This is a genomic window from Kribbella sp. NPDC049174 (assembly GCF_043197365.1).
Lineage (GTDB): Bacteria > Actinomycetota > Actinomycetes > Propionibacteriales > Kribbellaceae > Kribbella.
The window spans coordinates 517347-531172 of record NZ_JBICSZ010000005.1; the positions used below are offsets into that span (position 1 = coordinate 517347).

A 13826-nucleotide genomic window follows, 5' to 3' on the forward strand; every position below is an offset into this window, starting at 1 on the left:
GGTACTGGGGTGGCATGGCCTTCGAGCCGCCTCCACCGCGCAGTGCCCTGACGCTTCGGCTGGTGCTGTCCTGCTTCGGCGTGACGATGTGGATCACGGCGGCGATCCTGTTCGCCGCGTACCACGTCCCGGCCGGGTGGGTGATCGCCTGCGTCGTGCTGGCGGTCGTCGCCCTGGTCGACCTGGTGATCGTTGCCTGGCGCAAGCGCCGGATAAATGGTTGAAGCGGTGAAGCGGGGCCCGTAACCTTGTCTGCGTCCCATTCCCGACGTCAGGGGTCTGCGTTGTAGCTCCGAGGTCTTCTTTCAGCCGGTGATCGCCACCCGTCGCGGTGTGCGGTCTCGTCCGAGACCTCTTTCTGGAGCACACGCACATGAGTCATTCCCTGTCCTGTACGGACCTCTTCTTCGCCTGGCCGGACGGCGACGTCCTGTTCGACGGGCTCAGTTTCGTCGCCGGTCCCGTCCGGTCCGGACTCGTCGGCCGCAACGGCGCCGGCAAGTCGACGCTGCTCCGGCTGATCGCCGGCCGGCTCAACCCGCAGCGCGGCACGATCCGCGTGAGCGGCGAGCTCGGGTACCTGCCGCAGGACCTGACCCTGGACACCACGCTGCGCGTCGACCAGGCGCTCGGCATCGACGCGATCCGCCGCGCCATCACCGCGATCGAGTCCGGTGACGCGTCGGAGCAGAACTTCGCCGTCATCGGTGACGAATGGGACGTGGACGAGCGGGCCGAGGCACTGCTCGGCAAGCTCGGCCTCGGCGCGATCGACCTGGATCGCAATGTCGGTGAGCTGTCCGGCGGCGAGACGATCCTGCTCGGGCTGGCCGCGGAGTTGCTGCGGCGTCCCGACGTACTGCTGCTCGACGAGCCCACCAACAACCTGGACCTGCGGGCCCGGCGGCATCTGTACGACGCCGTCGACCAGTTCCGCGGTGCGCTGCTGATCGTCAGCCACGATCGGGAGTTGCTGGACCGGGTCGACCAGATCGGCGACCTGCGCAAGGGCGACATCACCTGGTACGGCGGCAACCTGACGGCGTACGAGGAAGCGGTGGCGGTCGAGCAGGAGGCGGCCGAGCGGATGATGCGCTCGGCGGAGGCCGACGTCCGCAAGCAGAAACGCGACCTGATCGAGGCGCGGATGAAGATGGACCAGCGCCGGGCGCGCGGCCAGCGGGCGTTCGAGCAGGGCGGGATCCCGAAGATCATCGCCGGTGGGTTGAAGCGGTCCGCACAGGTGTCGGCCGGCAAGCACCTCGGCATGCAGTCCGAGCGGCTCGAGTCGGCGCAGGAGGCGCTGGCCGAGGCTGAGTCGCTGGTCCACGACGACGACACGATCCGCGTCGACCTGCCGAAGACCGCCGTACCGGCCGGGCGGATCGTGCTGCGGCTCGAGGATCACGTCCTGCGGACCGGTGCGCAGGTGGAGCTGGAGATCCGCGGTCCGGAGCGGATCGCACTGACCGGTCCGAACGGTGCCGGCAAGACGACGTTGCTGGAGTCGGTCACGGTGGGGGAGTTGCCGGTGGTGCCGTACCGGTTGCTGCCACAGCGCCTCGATCTGCTGCAGGACGACCTGTCGATCGTCGACAATCTCGCCTTGCTGGCGCCGAGTACGGAGAACCAGGAGCGCCGGTCGCGCTTGGCCCGCTTCCTCTTCCGTGGGCGTGCCGCCGATCAGTTGGTCAGCACGCTGTCGGGTGGTGAACGCTTCCGGGCGACCCTGGCCGCCCTGCTGCTGGCCGAGCCACCACCGCAGTTGCTGATGCTCGACGAGCCGACCAACAACCTCGACCTGGCCAGCGTCGCCCAGTTGAAGGACGCGCTCTCGTCGTACAGCGGTGCGCTCCTCATCGCGAGCCACGACCTCCCGTTCCTCCGCGACATCGGCATCACCCGCTGGGTCGAGCTCACCCCCGAGACTCTCACCGACATCGAACCGCTGTAGTACGACGTCCGCGACTGCCCCGTCATCCGGCTGGATGGCGGGGCTGTTTCGTGTGCGGGGGTTGAGATCAGATACCCCTAGGGGGTATGGTCCGGGGTATGGATGAACATCACGAGCACTCAGGGCATGACGCGCACGCCGGCCACGCGGGCGGGCATGACGGTGGACATGCGGGCGGGCACGCTGGGCATGGGGATCATGCGGCGCAGTTCAAGGACCGGTTCTGGGTCAGCCTGGGGCTGGCGGTGCCGGTGGTGTTCTTCAGCGAGATGTTCGCCGACCTGCTCGGGTACATGCCGCCGGAGTTCCCCGGCTCGGGCCTGATCGCCCCGGTGCTGGGCACGGTGATCTTCCTGTACGGCGGCCAGCCGTTCCTGACCGGTGGATGGGGCGAACTGAAGTCCCGCCGGCCCGGGATGATGCTACTGATCTCGATGGCGATCACGGTCGCGTTCGTCGCGTCCTGGGTGACGACCTTGGAGATCGGCGGGTTCGACCTGGACTTCTGGTGGGAGCTCGCGCTGCTGATCGTGATCATGCTGCTCGGGCACTGGCTGGAGATGCGCGCCCTCGGTGCCGCATCAGGTGCCCTGGACGCACTGGCCGCGTTGCTGCCCGACTCTGCGGAGAAGGTGACCGACGACGGTGTGGTCGAGGTGTCGCTGGCGGAGTTGCGCGAGGGCGACGTCGTCCTGGTCCGCTCGGGTGGTCGCGTGCCTGCCGACGGGAAGGTGGTCGAGGGGCAGGCCGAGGTCGACGAGTCGATGATCACCGGCGAGTCCCGGCCGGTCGCGCGGGCTGTCGGCGACCCGGTCGTCGCCGGAACCGTTGCCACCGACAATGCTCTGCGGGTCGAGATCACCGCGGTCGGGGAGAACACCGCACTGGCCGGGATCCAGCGACTGGTCGCGGAGGCGCAGGCGTCGTCGTCCCGGGCGCAGGCGCTGGCGGATCGGGCCGCGGCCTTCCTGTTCTACTTCGCATCGATTGCGGGTGTGATCACCTTCCTAGTCTGGACGTTGCTGGGCGAGATCGACGAGGCCGTCACGCGAACCGTGACCGTCCTGGTGATCGCCTGCCCGCACGCCCTCGGACTGGCCATCCCGTTGGTGATCGCGATCTCCACCGAGCGCGCCGCGAAGGCCGGCGTACTCGTGAAGAACCGGTTGGCGCTGGAGCGGATGCGGACGATCGACGTCGTCCTGTTCGACAAGACCGGCACGTTGACGAAGGGCCAGCCGGTCGTCACCGGGGTCGCGGGCGTCGGCTCGGTGACCGAGAACGAACTGCTGGAGCTGGCGGCCGCGGTCGAGGCGGACAGCGAACATCCGCTGGCGAAGGCGATCGTCCGGGCGTACCAGGAGCGATCCCGAGTCGGCACCAGCGAGGCTGCCAACGGCCGGCTGGTCGCCTCAGAGTTCCGCTCGCTCACCGGGCGTGGTGTCCAGGCTGTTGTCGATGGCGCCGAGGTCGCCGTCGGCGGTCCGGCTTTCCTGCGGCAGTACGGCGTACCGGAGCCGGCTGAGCTCGAGGCGGATGTGCAGTCCTGGAAGGAACGGGGCGCGGCGGTTCTGCATGTGGTCCGGGACGGACAGGTGCTCGGGGCGGTCGCGTTGGAGGACGAGGTACGTGAGGAGTCCAGGCAGGCTGTGGACGCGTTGCACCGGCGGGGCGTGAAGGTCGCGATGATCACCGGTGACGCGCACCAGGTGGCCGAGGCGGTGGCGAAGGAACTCGGGATCGACGAGGTCTTCGCCGAGGTGCTACCGCAGGACAAGGACGCCAAGGTCGCGGAGTTGCAGGCCCGTGGACTCAAGGTCGCGATGGTCGGCGACGGTGTGAACGACGCGCCGGCCCTGGCCCGCGCCGAGGTCGGCATCGCGATCGGCGCCGGCACCGACGTCGCGATCGAGTCAGCCGGTGTCGTCCTGGCCGCCGACGACCCGCGCGCGGTCCTGTCGGTGATCGAGCTGTCCAAGGCCAGCTACCGCAAGATGTGGCAGAACCTGGCCTGGGCCACCGGCTACAACGTGGTGACCGTGCCCCTGGCCGCAGGCGTCCTGGCCTTCGCCGGCATCCTCGTCTCCCCGGCCGTCGGCGCGATCCTGATGTCTGTCTCCACCATCGTCGTCGCCCTCAACGCCCAGCTGCTGCGTCGCCTCGACCTCTCACCGGCCCACCTGACCTCGTAGTCCCGTCGAGACACTATGGATTGAAAAGGAGTGTGGGATGCCGGTGATGGAGGCGTACGTCGCGACGGAGCGGGCGGCGCGGTATGTCGAGCAGTTGAGCAGTCACTTCGCGCACCAACCGGGCGGGATGCGGCTGCTGGACCAGCAGCCGGGCGAGTTGCTGATCGATCTCGGTCCGGCGACCTGGCAGATCGTCGCCGAGCCGGACCGGCTGGTGCTCAGGGTGGAGGCCGCGGATGCGGGACGGCTGCGCGAGGCGAGCGCTCACGTGGCGGAGCGCGTTGAGCAGATCGGCCGCCGGGACGGCTTGCGGGTGGATTGGCAATCGGTGGGGGAGCATCCGGCGTAGGAGCGTCGGCGACTACTGCGAGCACACCGAGGGGGCGGAGCAGTAGCACTCCGCGACGAAGGACTCGGATGGCCGTCGGGCAAGAGCGTCGACATGGGCTGGGTGCACAGTGCAGCCGTGCCGGGTGTGCACAATCCACGGTGATCGAGGCCGCTGAGCGCCGTACGTTCGGTGGAATCCCCAGTCCTGGAGGTTCCCCATGGCCGCTTCACAGGTCGGTACCGACGACTATGCGCTCGCCCGCGTCCCGGCGAGTGCCCGTTATTCCTGGTGGTCTGTCGCGACACAGCGGTTCGGGCAGATCTCCGCGCTGAGTCAGTTCCTGCTCGGGGCCACACTCGGCTTCGGGATGGACTTCTGGACCGCGTTCTGGGCGCTCACGCTCGGCGCGGTGATCCTCGAACTGGTGGCGATCCTGATCGGCATCATCGGCGCCCGCGAGGGCTTGCAGACCTCGGTGATCGCGCGCTGGACCGGGTTCGGCCAGGCCGGCTCGTCGCTGATCGGGCTGGCGATCGGGATCAGCCTGATCGGCTGGTTCGGCATCCAGTCCGCCGTGTCCGCGGCCGGCCTGAGCTCGCTGGTCGGCGTCCTGCCCACCTGGGGCTGGTCGCTGGCCTTCGGTCTGGCCGTGACGCTCGTCGTACTGCGGGGCTTCCACTCGATGGCCTGGGTCGCCTACGTGACCGTGCCGGCCTTCCTCATCCTGGTCGGCTGGTCGATCATCAGCGAACTGTCCAACCACAGCCTCGGCGCGCTGACCAGCGCCGCGCCACCCGGTCCGGAGCTGAGCCTGCTGCAAGGTACGACGCTCGTCGCCGGCGGATTCATCGTCGGCGCCGTCATCACCCCGGACATGACCCGGTTCAACCGCGGGGTCGGTGACGTGGTGAAGCAGACACTGCTCGGCATCACCCTCGGCGAGTACGTGATCGGCCTGTCCGGCGTCCTGCTGGCGCACGCGGTCGGCTCGGCGAACGTGATCACCATCGTCACCTCGTCGGTCGGCTGGGTCGGCACGCTGGTGATCATCCTCGGCACCATGAAGATCAACGACTGGAACCTCTACAGTTCCGGCCTCGGCATCGTGAACTTCATCGGCACCGTGTTCGGCCGGCACGTCAACCGGGCCGTGGTCACCCTGGTGGTCGGCATCCTCGGCAGCCTGCTCGCGGCCGGCGGCATCCTGGGCAAGTTCACCGACTTCCTGATCGTGCTCGGCGTCGCGTTCCCGCCGATCGCCGGGATCATGGTCGCGGAGTACTTCGTGGTGAAGCGCTGGCGGCCCGAGCTCGACCAGACCCGCGAGCACGGCACGCTCCCCGCGACCGCCCCGACCTGGGTACCGGCCACCATCGTGATCTGGATCGGCGCCGCCCTGATCGGCAAGTACGTCGAGTGGGGCCTGCCCAGCATCAACTCGCTCGTCGTCGGCTTCGCCGCGTACGTCGTGGCCGGCAAGCTCGGCCTGATCCGCGGTGTCGGCACGAGTCGCACCATGGACAGTGAGCAGACTGAGCCCACCGCCGTCCCGGCCACCAGCTAGCCGTACCTGAAACCCAGGAGGATCCGCATGCGTATCGGCATCGATGTCGGCGGCACGAACACCGACGCCGTGCTGCTCGAGGGCAGCACTGTCCTCGCGGCCAACAAGTCGGCCACCAGCGAGGACGTGACGGCGGGCATCATCGACACCCTCGACCGGTTGCAGGCCGAGCGGTCGTTCGACCCGGCCCAGGTCCAGGCGGTGATGATCGGCACCACGCACTTCATCAACGCGCTGGTCGAGGCCCGGCGGCTCGCCCCGACGGCGGCGCTGCGGCTCGGCCTGCCCGCGACCGCGTCGCTGCCGCCGCTGGTGGACTGGCCGCAGCGGCTGGTCGAGGCGGTCAGCGGACGCAGCTATCTGGCCCACGGCGGCCATGAGTTCGACGGCCGCCACATCGCCGAACTCGACGAGGACGAGCTGCGCCGGCACGCGGGGGACATGATCGCGCACGGCGTCCGGTCGGTGGCGATCTCGTCGGTGTTCTCGCCGGTCAGCAACGAGTTCGAGCTGCGCGCCGCGGAGATCCTGCGGTCCGAGCTCGGCGACGACGTGGCCATCTCGCTCTCGCACGAGATCGGCCGGATCGGCCTGCTGGAGCGGGAGAACGCGACCATCATCAACGCGGCGCTGCGGGAGCTCGCCGCGAGTATCGTCGACGGTCTCGCCGGCGCCGTCGCCGGGCACGGCATCGCGGCGCCACTGTACCTGAGCCAGAACGACGGCACCCTGATGGACGTCGACTTCGCCCGTCGCTATCCGGTCGCCACCTTCGCGTCCGGCCCGACGAACTCGATGCGCGGCGCGGCCCTGCTGTCCGGCCTGGACACCTGCGCGGTCGTGGACGTCGGCGGTACGACGAGTGATGTCGGCGTACTCACCCACGGCTTCCCGCGGGAGGCGACCACCGAGGTGGACGTGGCCGGCGTCCGCACCAACTTCCGGATGCCCGATGTGCTCAGCATCGGCATCGGCGGCGGCAGTCTGGTTGCCGAGGACAACGACCTGGTGACGGTCGGTCCTCGGTCCGTGGGTTATCGGTTGACCGAGGAGGCGCTGGTCTTCGGCGGTACGACGTTGACCGCGACGGATATCGCGGTCGCGGCCGGGCGGGCCGACATCGGCTCGGCTGCTGCGGTCGCCGATCTCGACCCGACGCTGGTCAAGGCCGCGCTGGCTCGGGTCGCGGCGGACATCGCGGACGCGGTCGAGCGGATGCGGACGTCGCCTGAGCCGCTGCCGGTGGTGGCGGTCGGCGGCGGATCGATCCTGCTGCCCGACGATCTGCCGGGCAGTCTGGCGGTGCATCGCCCGGACCACTTCGCGGTCGCGAACGCGATCGGTGCGGCCATCGCGCAGGTGGGTGGCGAGGTGGATCGGGTGTACGCGATCGATCCCGGTCGTCGTGACGCGGTGGTCGACGAGGCTCGTCAGGAAGCGGTGGACCGGGCGGTCGCGGCCGGTGCCGATCCGGCGCAGGTGCGGATCGTGGACTTCGACGAAGTACCGATTCCTTACCTGCCCGGCAACGCCACCCGGATCCGCTGCAAGGCGGTCGGCGACCTCCGGCTGGGGCAGTCATGACGGTGCTCATGGCCGGGCCTCCGGCGCCGGCTGGGTCATGGGGCCTTGGCTCCCGGTCTTCCCTCGTCGCTCCAGTCGCTTCGCTCCCTCCACTCCTCAGTCCAGACCGGGAGGCCCCATGACCATGCTCACAGCTGCTGATCTCGGCCCGCTGGCGCGGGGGGCCGCCGTACTGGGGACTGGTGGTGGCGGTGATCCGCACATCGGCCGGCTGCTTGCGGAGCAGGCGTTGCGCGCCCACGGATCCGTCGAGCTGGTGAGCGTGGACGACCTGCCGGACGACGCCTGTGTGTTGCCGGTGGCAATGATGGGTGCGCCGACCGTGATGGTCGAGAAGCTCCCGTCCGCGGACCAGATCGCGATCGCGGTCCAGACGCTGGCCAAGTACCTCGGCAAGACGCCGACCCACATCGCCTGTATCGAGGCCGGCGGCGTCAACTCGACCGTCCCGGTCATCGCGGCCGCCCAGCTCGGCCTGCCGCTGGTCGACGGCGACGGGATGGGCCGCGCGTTCCCCGAACTGCAGATGGTGCTGCCGACCCTCGCCGGGATCGAGGCGACGCCGATGTCGATTGTCGACGAAAAAGGAAACCGCGGCGTCTTCGACACGATCTCCAACACGTGGGCGGAACGCTTGGCCCGGTCCGCGACGGTGGACATGGGGTGCTCGGCGATCGTGTCGCTGTACGCGATGACGGGCGCCGAGGTGCGGGAGTCGTTCGTGCCCGGGACGCTGTCGCAGTGCCTCGCCATCGGGCTGGCCATCGACGAGGCGCGGCGATCGCTCAGTGATCCGGTGGCCGCGGTGGTGGACCGGCTCGGCGGGCGGTTGCTGCATGTCGGGAAGGTTGTCGACGTTCAGCGTCGTACGACGACCGGCTTCGCCCGCGGTGACGCGACCGTCGACGGACTGGATGCGTCGCTCGGCCGCCTGCTGGTACTGCGTTTCCAGAACGAACACCTGGTCGCCGAGGTCGACGGTGCCGCGATCGCGACCACGCCTGACCTGATCATCGTGCTGGACACCGAGTCCGGCGAGCCGATCACAACGGAGGCCCTGCGCTACGGGCAACGCGTCAGCGTATTGGCCGCGCCGTCCGACGAACGCTGGCATTCGCCGGCCGGCATCGAACTGGTGGGACCGCGCTACTTCGGCTACGACCTGGATCCGATCCGCGCACTGGAGACGGTATGAGCTGGAAATTGGGGATTGAGCACCTGCGGGATCTGGCGCGCGGGGCGGCGATTCTCGGGACCGGGGGCGGCGGGGATCCGCTGATCGGGCGATTGCTGGTCGAGCAGGCGATCCGGGAACACGGTCCGGTGACCGTCCTCGACCCGGACGAGCTCGACGACGACGCCTTCGTCATCCCGACCGCGCAGATGGGTGCGCCGACGGTGATCGTGGAGAAGATCCCGCGCGGCAGCGAACCGGTCGGCGCGCTGCGGGCGCTCGAACGGCACCTCGGCCGCACCGCCGACGCGACCATGCCGATCGAGTGCGGCGGCATCAACTCGATGATCCCGCTGTTGGTCGCGGCCCGGACCGGCCTCCCGGTGGTCGACGCCGACGGCATGGGCCGGGCGTTCCCCGAACTCCAGATGGAGACGTTCTCGGTGTACGGCGTACCGGGGTCGCCGATGGCGATCGCGGGCGAACACGACGAGACCGTGGTCATCGATACGGGTGTCGACAATCGACAGATGGAATGGCTGGCCCGCGGGATCACCATCCGGTTGGGCGGGGTCGCGCACATCGCCGAGTACTCGATGACGGGCGCCGACGTGAAGCGCACCGCCGTACCGCGGACGCTGTCCCTCGGCCTGTCCCTCGGCCGGGCGGTGCGGCTGGCGCGCGAGTCGCACAGCGATCCCATCGAGGCTGTGCGTGTGGCGCTGGCTCCGACGCTGTACAACCACCTGCGGGTGCTGTTCCGCGGCAAGGTGGTCGACGTCGAGCGCCGTACGGTCGAAGGCTTCGCCCGCGGCCGGGCCCGCTTCGCGTCGTACGACGGCACCTCCTCGCTGGAGCTCCGCTTCCAGAACGAGAACCTGGTCGCGGAGGTCGACGGTTCGGTTGTCTGCACGGTCCCGGATCTCATCTGTGTCCTGGAGGCGGACACCGCTGAGCCGATCACCACTGAGGGCCTGCGGTACGGGCAGCGCGTCACCGTCGTCGGTATCTCCACACCGGACCTGATGCGGACGCCGGAGGCCCTGGCGGTCTTCGGGCCGTCGTGCTTCGGCCTCGGCGTGGAGTTCTCGCCGGTCGAGCGCCGTACTGACGCCGTCCTCAGCACCCCCTGAGGTCCACCCGGTGGGCGGGCTGCGGTGACATCATCAGCCCATGACGACCGTCATCCGGGAGCGGGACCTGGAGGCGCTGGTCGTCGGCGTCACTCTGCTGGGGTCCGGTGGTGGCGGCGACAGCCGGGCCTTCGGGCGGATCCTGCAGCGGCGGCTAGGGTCCGGTGACCTGGAACTGCTGGACGCGTCGGACGTTGCCGACGGCTACCTGAGCCCGGTCGGCGTGGTCGGAGCGACCAGTGTGCTCACCGAGAAGCTGCCGAGTGGCAAAGAGTTCTCGACGGCTGTGCAGGCCGTCAGCCGCTGGACCGGTCAGCCGGTCGACGGGCTGATGTCGCTGGAGGCAGGCGGCCTGAACGGCCTCAGCGCACTGGTTGCCGCGGTGGACATGGGGCTGCCGTTCGTCGACGCGGACCTGATGGGCCGGGCGATGCCGCGACTCGACCAGTTCTCGTGGGCGGTGGCCGGACGGTCGTTGACGCCGTGTGCGTTGAGTGAGCCGGGCGGTCAGGTCGTTGTCGTCGACAACATCGATCCGGCCGGGCTGGAGCGCGCCGTACGCAGCCTCGTCGTACACACGGGTGGTTGGGCGGTGCTGGCGCTCGCACCGACACCTGCTGCGGGTGCGACGTCCGACGCGGTCAACGGCAGCCTGGCCAGGGCACTCGAGCTCGGGCGTGCCCATGCCGCTCTGCCCGTCTCCGCCGCCGCGCCTGGCGACGTGGCTGAGGCACTCGGCGGGCGACTGCTGGGTGACGGGCGGGTCGACGAGGTGGCTCGGTACGGCGTTCGGTCGCACGCCCCGGGTGGCGCCGGCGCGTTCGGGCGTGGGACTGTCTGTGTTGTCGACGAGCCGAGTCGTGCTGTGGTGCGGATCGAGACTGAGAACGAGTACCTGCTGGCGATGGTCGACGGTGAACCAGTGGTGACCACGCCTGACCTGGTGTGCGTGCTGGATCGGCGGACACTGCAGCCGATCGCGGTCGACGCTGTTCGCTCTGGTGACGAGGTGCTTGTGCTCGCGCTGCCGGGGCCGTCGTGGTGGCGGCATGGCGAGCGCCTGGCGCACGTCGGTCCTCGGGCCTTTGGCCTGACCTGCGATCCACTGTTGCTGGAGGCCTCGTGACCGGGCTGGCGCCGACGCTGGCGGCGATGCTGACGTCGCCGGGGTGGCGGGAGGTCGTCGTACTGGGTGGTGGGCAGGAGCCGGGGCCTTCGTTGGCCGGATCGCGGATCCTGATGGACGTTGCCGGGCATCCGTCGCCGATGGGTGGGGAGTTGCTCGTCGTACTGCTGGCATCGGATCACACCGACTGGCGGATCGATGCGCTGATCAGCAGGGCGTCCGCAGCGGGTGCGGCTGCGGTGCTGCTGGCTGGTGTAGAGCCGTTAGGGCGTGGGGCACAGTTGCTGGCCGAACGGTTGCAGTTGCCGGTGCTGGGGAGTCTGGATCCGTTGGCGGCGCATGAGCACCTCAACCGGGTGACGGCCGAGCCTGACCTGGTGCGGGCGGACTTGGTGCTGCGAGCTGTGACTGCGCTGCGGCGGTCCGACGGTGAACTGGACTCTGTGCTGCGTACGACATCCGCCGTACTGGAGCGGCCGGTGACACTGGCCGGGTCCGACGGTGGGACGTTGGCGGGGGAGCCGTTGGAGGCTGCTGAGCGACCGGAGTTGGTTGCGGCGTTGCCTGCTGTGCCGGTGGCTTGGGCTGCGCCGTACCGGGTGGATCTGCCGAGTGGTGCGGTGCTGATCGCGGTGTCTGTGCTTGGTGCGGGTCCTGCGTGCTGGCTGGTGGCTCGACTGCCCGGTGTGGTGCCGGCTGAGGTTGCCGCCGTGCCAGCTGTGTTGACGGTGGTTGCGCCCGCCGTTGGGCAGCGGTTGGCGTTGCGGCGGTTGGAGTTGGAGCGGGACGCTCGGCAACGTACGTCGCTGCTGGGAGAGTTGCTGCACGGTGAGCCGTCGGAGGCTACGCGGCGACGCGCGGTCGACCTTGGTTGGCAGTTGGACGGGTGGCACACCGGCATCCGCATCGGCGCTGACGGACAGGTGGACGTGGCAGGTCGTCGTACCGACGTCGTCGAGGCCTTCGACGCGGAGGGCTTGCAGGCGGTCGTTGTTGAGCAGGGCGACGGCTGGTCCGTGTGGATCACCGCTGCCCGCGAACCGACGTCCACGGAGGTCCAGGAACAGGCCGCAGCCATCCGCCGCGTCCAACGCCGCCTGGTCAAAACCGTCGACGCCTATGTCGGCGTCGGCCGCGTCCAGCCCGGCCCCGGCGGCATCGCCACCTCCCTCGCCGAAGCAGGCGACGCAGCCGGCCTGGCCCGCGGCCGCCCCGAAACCGGCCGCTTCCTGCACGTCGACCGCCTCGGCCTGGCCCAGCTGCTGCTGGCCTGGACCCGCACCGACACCTTCCAACCAGCCGCGAAAGCCCTGCTGGCCCCCATCCAAGACCAACCCGGCGACCTGGTCGGCACCCTCGCCGCCTACCTGGACACCGAGTCCTCACTCGCCGAAACCGCCGCAGTCCTAGGCATCCACCGCAACACCGTCTCCGCCCGCATCACCAAGATCCAGCAACTCCTCGGCGTAGACCTCGCCAACTCCGACGAACGCCTAGCCCTCCACCTAGCCTGCCGAACCGCCCGAGACTAGCTGCCCGGTTTATCCCACGCGCCGCTACGCGCGCTCCTCCGTCGCGTGCTCGCCGGCGCTCCCGCCCGCCCGAGGCGCGTGCTGTCGCCCGCTTGATCAAGTGCACCGTTGACGCGCGCAGCCGTGGATCGTTGCGTTGCCGCGGTTACCCGACGCAGCCAACCCCACGGCGTCCAGTTGGCGATGCACCCGGTGATGTGCATGCAGGCGCCCCAGGCGAGGCTCGAAACAGCCTGATGCCTGAGACTGGCGGGGGCGGGGCGGGGCGGGGGCGGGGCGGGGCAAGCATATGCCGCGATCCTGGGGGCGGAGTTCCGCTTGGATGGTGCTGGTTGGCACGCTCCGGTGGGTTCATGTGCCTGGATGTGGTCTGGGTACGCGGTGGGTGCCGGACGGATCGACGTGGAAGGTGAACCCGTTGGGGGTGATCCATTCCAGCGTCCTGGGGTCGACGCGGCGTACCTGCCAGCGGCCGTGGGTTTTGACCCTGTGCGGGAAGCGGCGCAGGGGTGCGAGGTTGGTGGGGGTGGTTTGGCCTGGTGGGCCGAGGGGGTCGTAGGGCTGGATGTGGTCCAGATCCATCGCGGGGTGGGTTTCGCGGGTGCCGTAGGGGAAGAGCTCGACGGGGTGGATGAGTTTGACTCGTTCGCGGATGCGGTCGGGGATTTCGTAGGCGTCGACGCTGATGGCGTCGTTGAGGTCGATGACGGGTTTGACGGTGTAGGGGCCGTGGCCGATGAGTTCGCTGAGTTGGGTGGCGAGGAGGGGGCCGAGGTCTTCGACGCGCAGGACGCCGGTGCCGGTGGCCAGGGTGTGGTCGGTGAGGTGGACGTAGATGTCGGTCTGCCCGGGGCGCAGTGGTTGGCCGGAGCGTGGGTTGGTGTGGGCGTCTCGCCGGATTTGGGCGAGCCGGGCGTCCAGCGCGCGGCGTGCGGCGGCGTCCGCAGACTCGGTATCCACGGTCGCGGTGGTGAGGGTGTCGCCGTCGTCGCGGTCGAGTTGCAGGGCGGGGTCGAATGGCTCGATCGCTTCCTTGTAGGGGGTGTCGAGTGGGTCGGGGAGGTTGCTGTGGCTGGGATGGGGGGCGTCGCGGTCGGCTTCGTCGTCCGGGCCGGGCTCTGCCCAGTCGGTCAGCAGGCCAGCGTCATCCGGGTGAGCACCGTGGTCCTCGTCTCGTGGTGTGCGCCGGCCGTACTCAGCATCGCGCGTTGACTGGGCTGTTGAAGCTTTGTCCCG

General features: G+C 69.5%; 10 protein-coding genes and 1 pseudogene. 10 read left to right on the plus strand and 1 reads right to left on the minus strand.

Annotated features, from left to right (window positions below; genetic code table 11):
* Positions 1–14: 14 nt before the first annotated feature.
* The 10 genes from ACGFIF_RS27505 to ACGFIF_RS27550 all read left to right on the plus strand — a co-directional run bounded on the left by ACGFIF_RS27505 (position 15) and on the right by ACGFIF_RS27550 (position 12590).
* Positions 15–224, plus strand: a complete 210-nt coding sequence (locus tag ACGFIF_RS27505; RefSeq protein WP_393158358.1) for a DUF6343 family protein — start codon at positions 15–17, stop codon at positions 222–224.
* Positions 225–373: 149 nt separating this feature from the next.
* Entirely contained in the window at positions 374–1954 is a 1581-nt protein-coding gene (locus ACGFIF_RS27510) for an ABC-F family ATP-binding cassette domain-containing protein (RefSeq protein WP_393158360.1), read from the plus strand.
* Between the two features lie 98 nt (positions 1955–2052).
* Complete coding sequence (locus tag ACGFIF_RS27515; protein ID WP_393158362.1) at positions 2053–4146, plus strand: heavy metal translocating P-type ATPase; 2094 nt, start codon at positions 2053–2055, stop codon at positions 4144–4146.
* A 37-nt stretch (positions 4147–4183) separates the two neighbouring features.
* The gene (locus tag ACGFIF_RS27520) at positions 4184–4495 is read left to right on the plus strand and encodes a DUF2218 domain-containing protein (RefSeq protein ID WP_393158363.1); all 312 of its coding nucleotides are present in this window, start codon (positions 4184–4186) and stop codon (positions 4493–4495) included.
* Between the two features lie 199 nt (positions 4496–4694).
* Entirely contained in the window at positions 4695–6041 is a 1347-nt protein-coding gene (locus tag ACGFIF_RS27525) for a purine-cytosine permease family protein (protein ID WP_393158364.1), read from the plus strand.
* A 27-nt stretch (positions 6042–6068) separates the two neighbouring features.
* Positions 6069–7625, plus strand: coding sequence for a hydantoinase/oxoprolinase N-terminal domain-containing protein (locus tag ACGFIF_RS27530; protein ID WP_393158365.1), 1557 nt, complete (start codon positions 6069–6071; stop codon positions 7623–7625).
* 118 nt (positions 7626–7743) lie between these two features.
* Positions 7744–8820, plus strand: coding sequence for a DUF917 domain-containing protein (locus tag ACGFIF_RS27535; RefSeq protein WP_393158366.1), 1077 nt, complete (start codon positions 7744–7746; stop codon positions 8818–8820).
* On the plus strand, positions 8817–9932 hold the full coding sequence (locus tag ACGFIF_RS27540; protein ID WP_393158367.1) for a DUF917 domain-containing protein: 1116 nt from the start codon (positions 8817–8819) through the stop codon (positions 9930–9932). The genes ACGFIF_RS27535 and ACGFIF_RS27540 overlap by 4 nt, the downstream gene beginning before the upstream one ends.
* A gap of 40 nt (positions 9933–9972) precedes the next feature.
* Entirely contained in the window at positions 9973–11058 is a 1086-nt protein-coding gene (locus ACGFIF_RS27545; protein ID WP_393158368.1) for a DUF917 domain-containing protein, read from the plus strand.
* Positions 11055–12590 (plus strand): PucR family transcriptional regulator, encoded by a 1536-nt coding sequence (locus tag ACGFIF_RS27550; RefSeq protein ID WP_393158370.1) that lies wholly within the window; start codon positions 11055–11057, stop codon positions 12588–12590. Before ACGFIF_RS27545 ends, ACGFIF_RS27550 begins: the two co-directional genes overlap by 4 nt.
* Before the next feature lie 351 nt (positions 12591–12941).
* Here the strand turns inward: ACGFIF_RS27550 and ACGFIF_RS27555 are convergent.
* Positions 12942–13826: pseudogene (locus ACGFIF_RS27555) on the minus strand (hypothetical protein); the annotation flags it as partial.

Excerpts from the sequence above, each read along its gene's own strand:
- ACGFIF_RS27505 (WP_393158358.1), top strand. The coding sequence starts at position 15 with ATGGCCTTCGAGCCGCCTCCACCGCGCAGTGCCCTGACGCTTCGGCTG.
- ACGFIF_RS27510 (WP_393158360.1), top strand. The coding sequence starts at position 374 with ATGAGTCATTCCCTGTCCTGTACGGACCTCTTCTTCGCCTGGCCGGAC.
- ACGFIF_RS27515 (WP_393158362.1), top strand. The coding sequence starts at position 2,053 with ATGGATGAACATCACGAGCACTCAGGGCATGACGCGCACGCCGGCCAC.
- ACGFIF_RS27520 (WP_393158363.1), top strand. The coding sequence starts at position 4,184 with ATGCCGGTGATGGAGGCGTACGTCGCGACGGAGCGGGCGGCGCGGTAT.
- ACGFIF_RS27525 (WP_393158364.1), top strand. The coding sequence starts at position 4,695 with ATGGCCGCTTCACAGGTCGGTACCGACGACTATGCGCTCGCCCGCGTC.
- ACGFIF_RS27530 (WP_393158365.1), top strand. The coding sequence starts at position 6,069 with ATGCGTATCGGCATCGATGTCGGCGGCACGAACACCGACGCCGTGCTG.
- ACGFIF_RS27535 (WP_393158366.1), top strand. The coding sequence starts at position 7,744 with ATGACCATGCTCACAGCTGCTGATCTCGGCCCGCTGGCGCGGGGGGCC.
- ACGFIF_RS27540 (WP_393158367.1), top strand. The coding sequence starts at position 8,817 with ATGAGCTGGAAATTGGGGATTGAGCACCTGCGGGATCTGGCGCGCGGG.
- ACGFIF_RS27545 (WP_393158368.1), top strand. The coding sequence starts at position 9,973 with ATGACGACCGTCATCCGGGAGCGGGACCTGGAGGCGCTGGTCGTCGGC.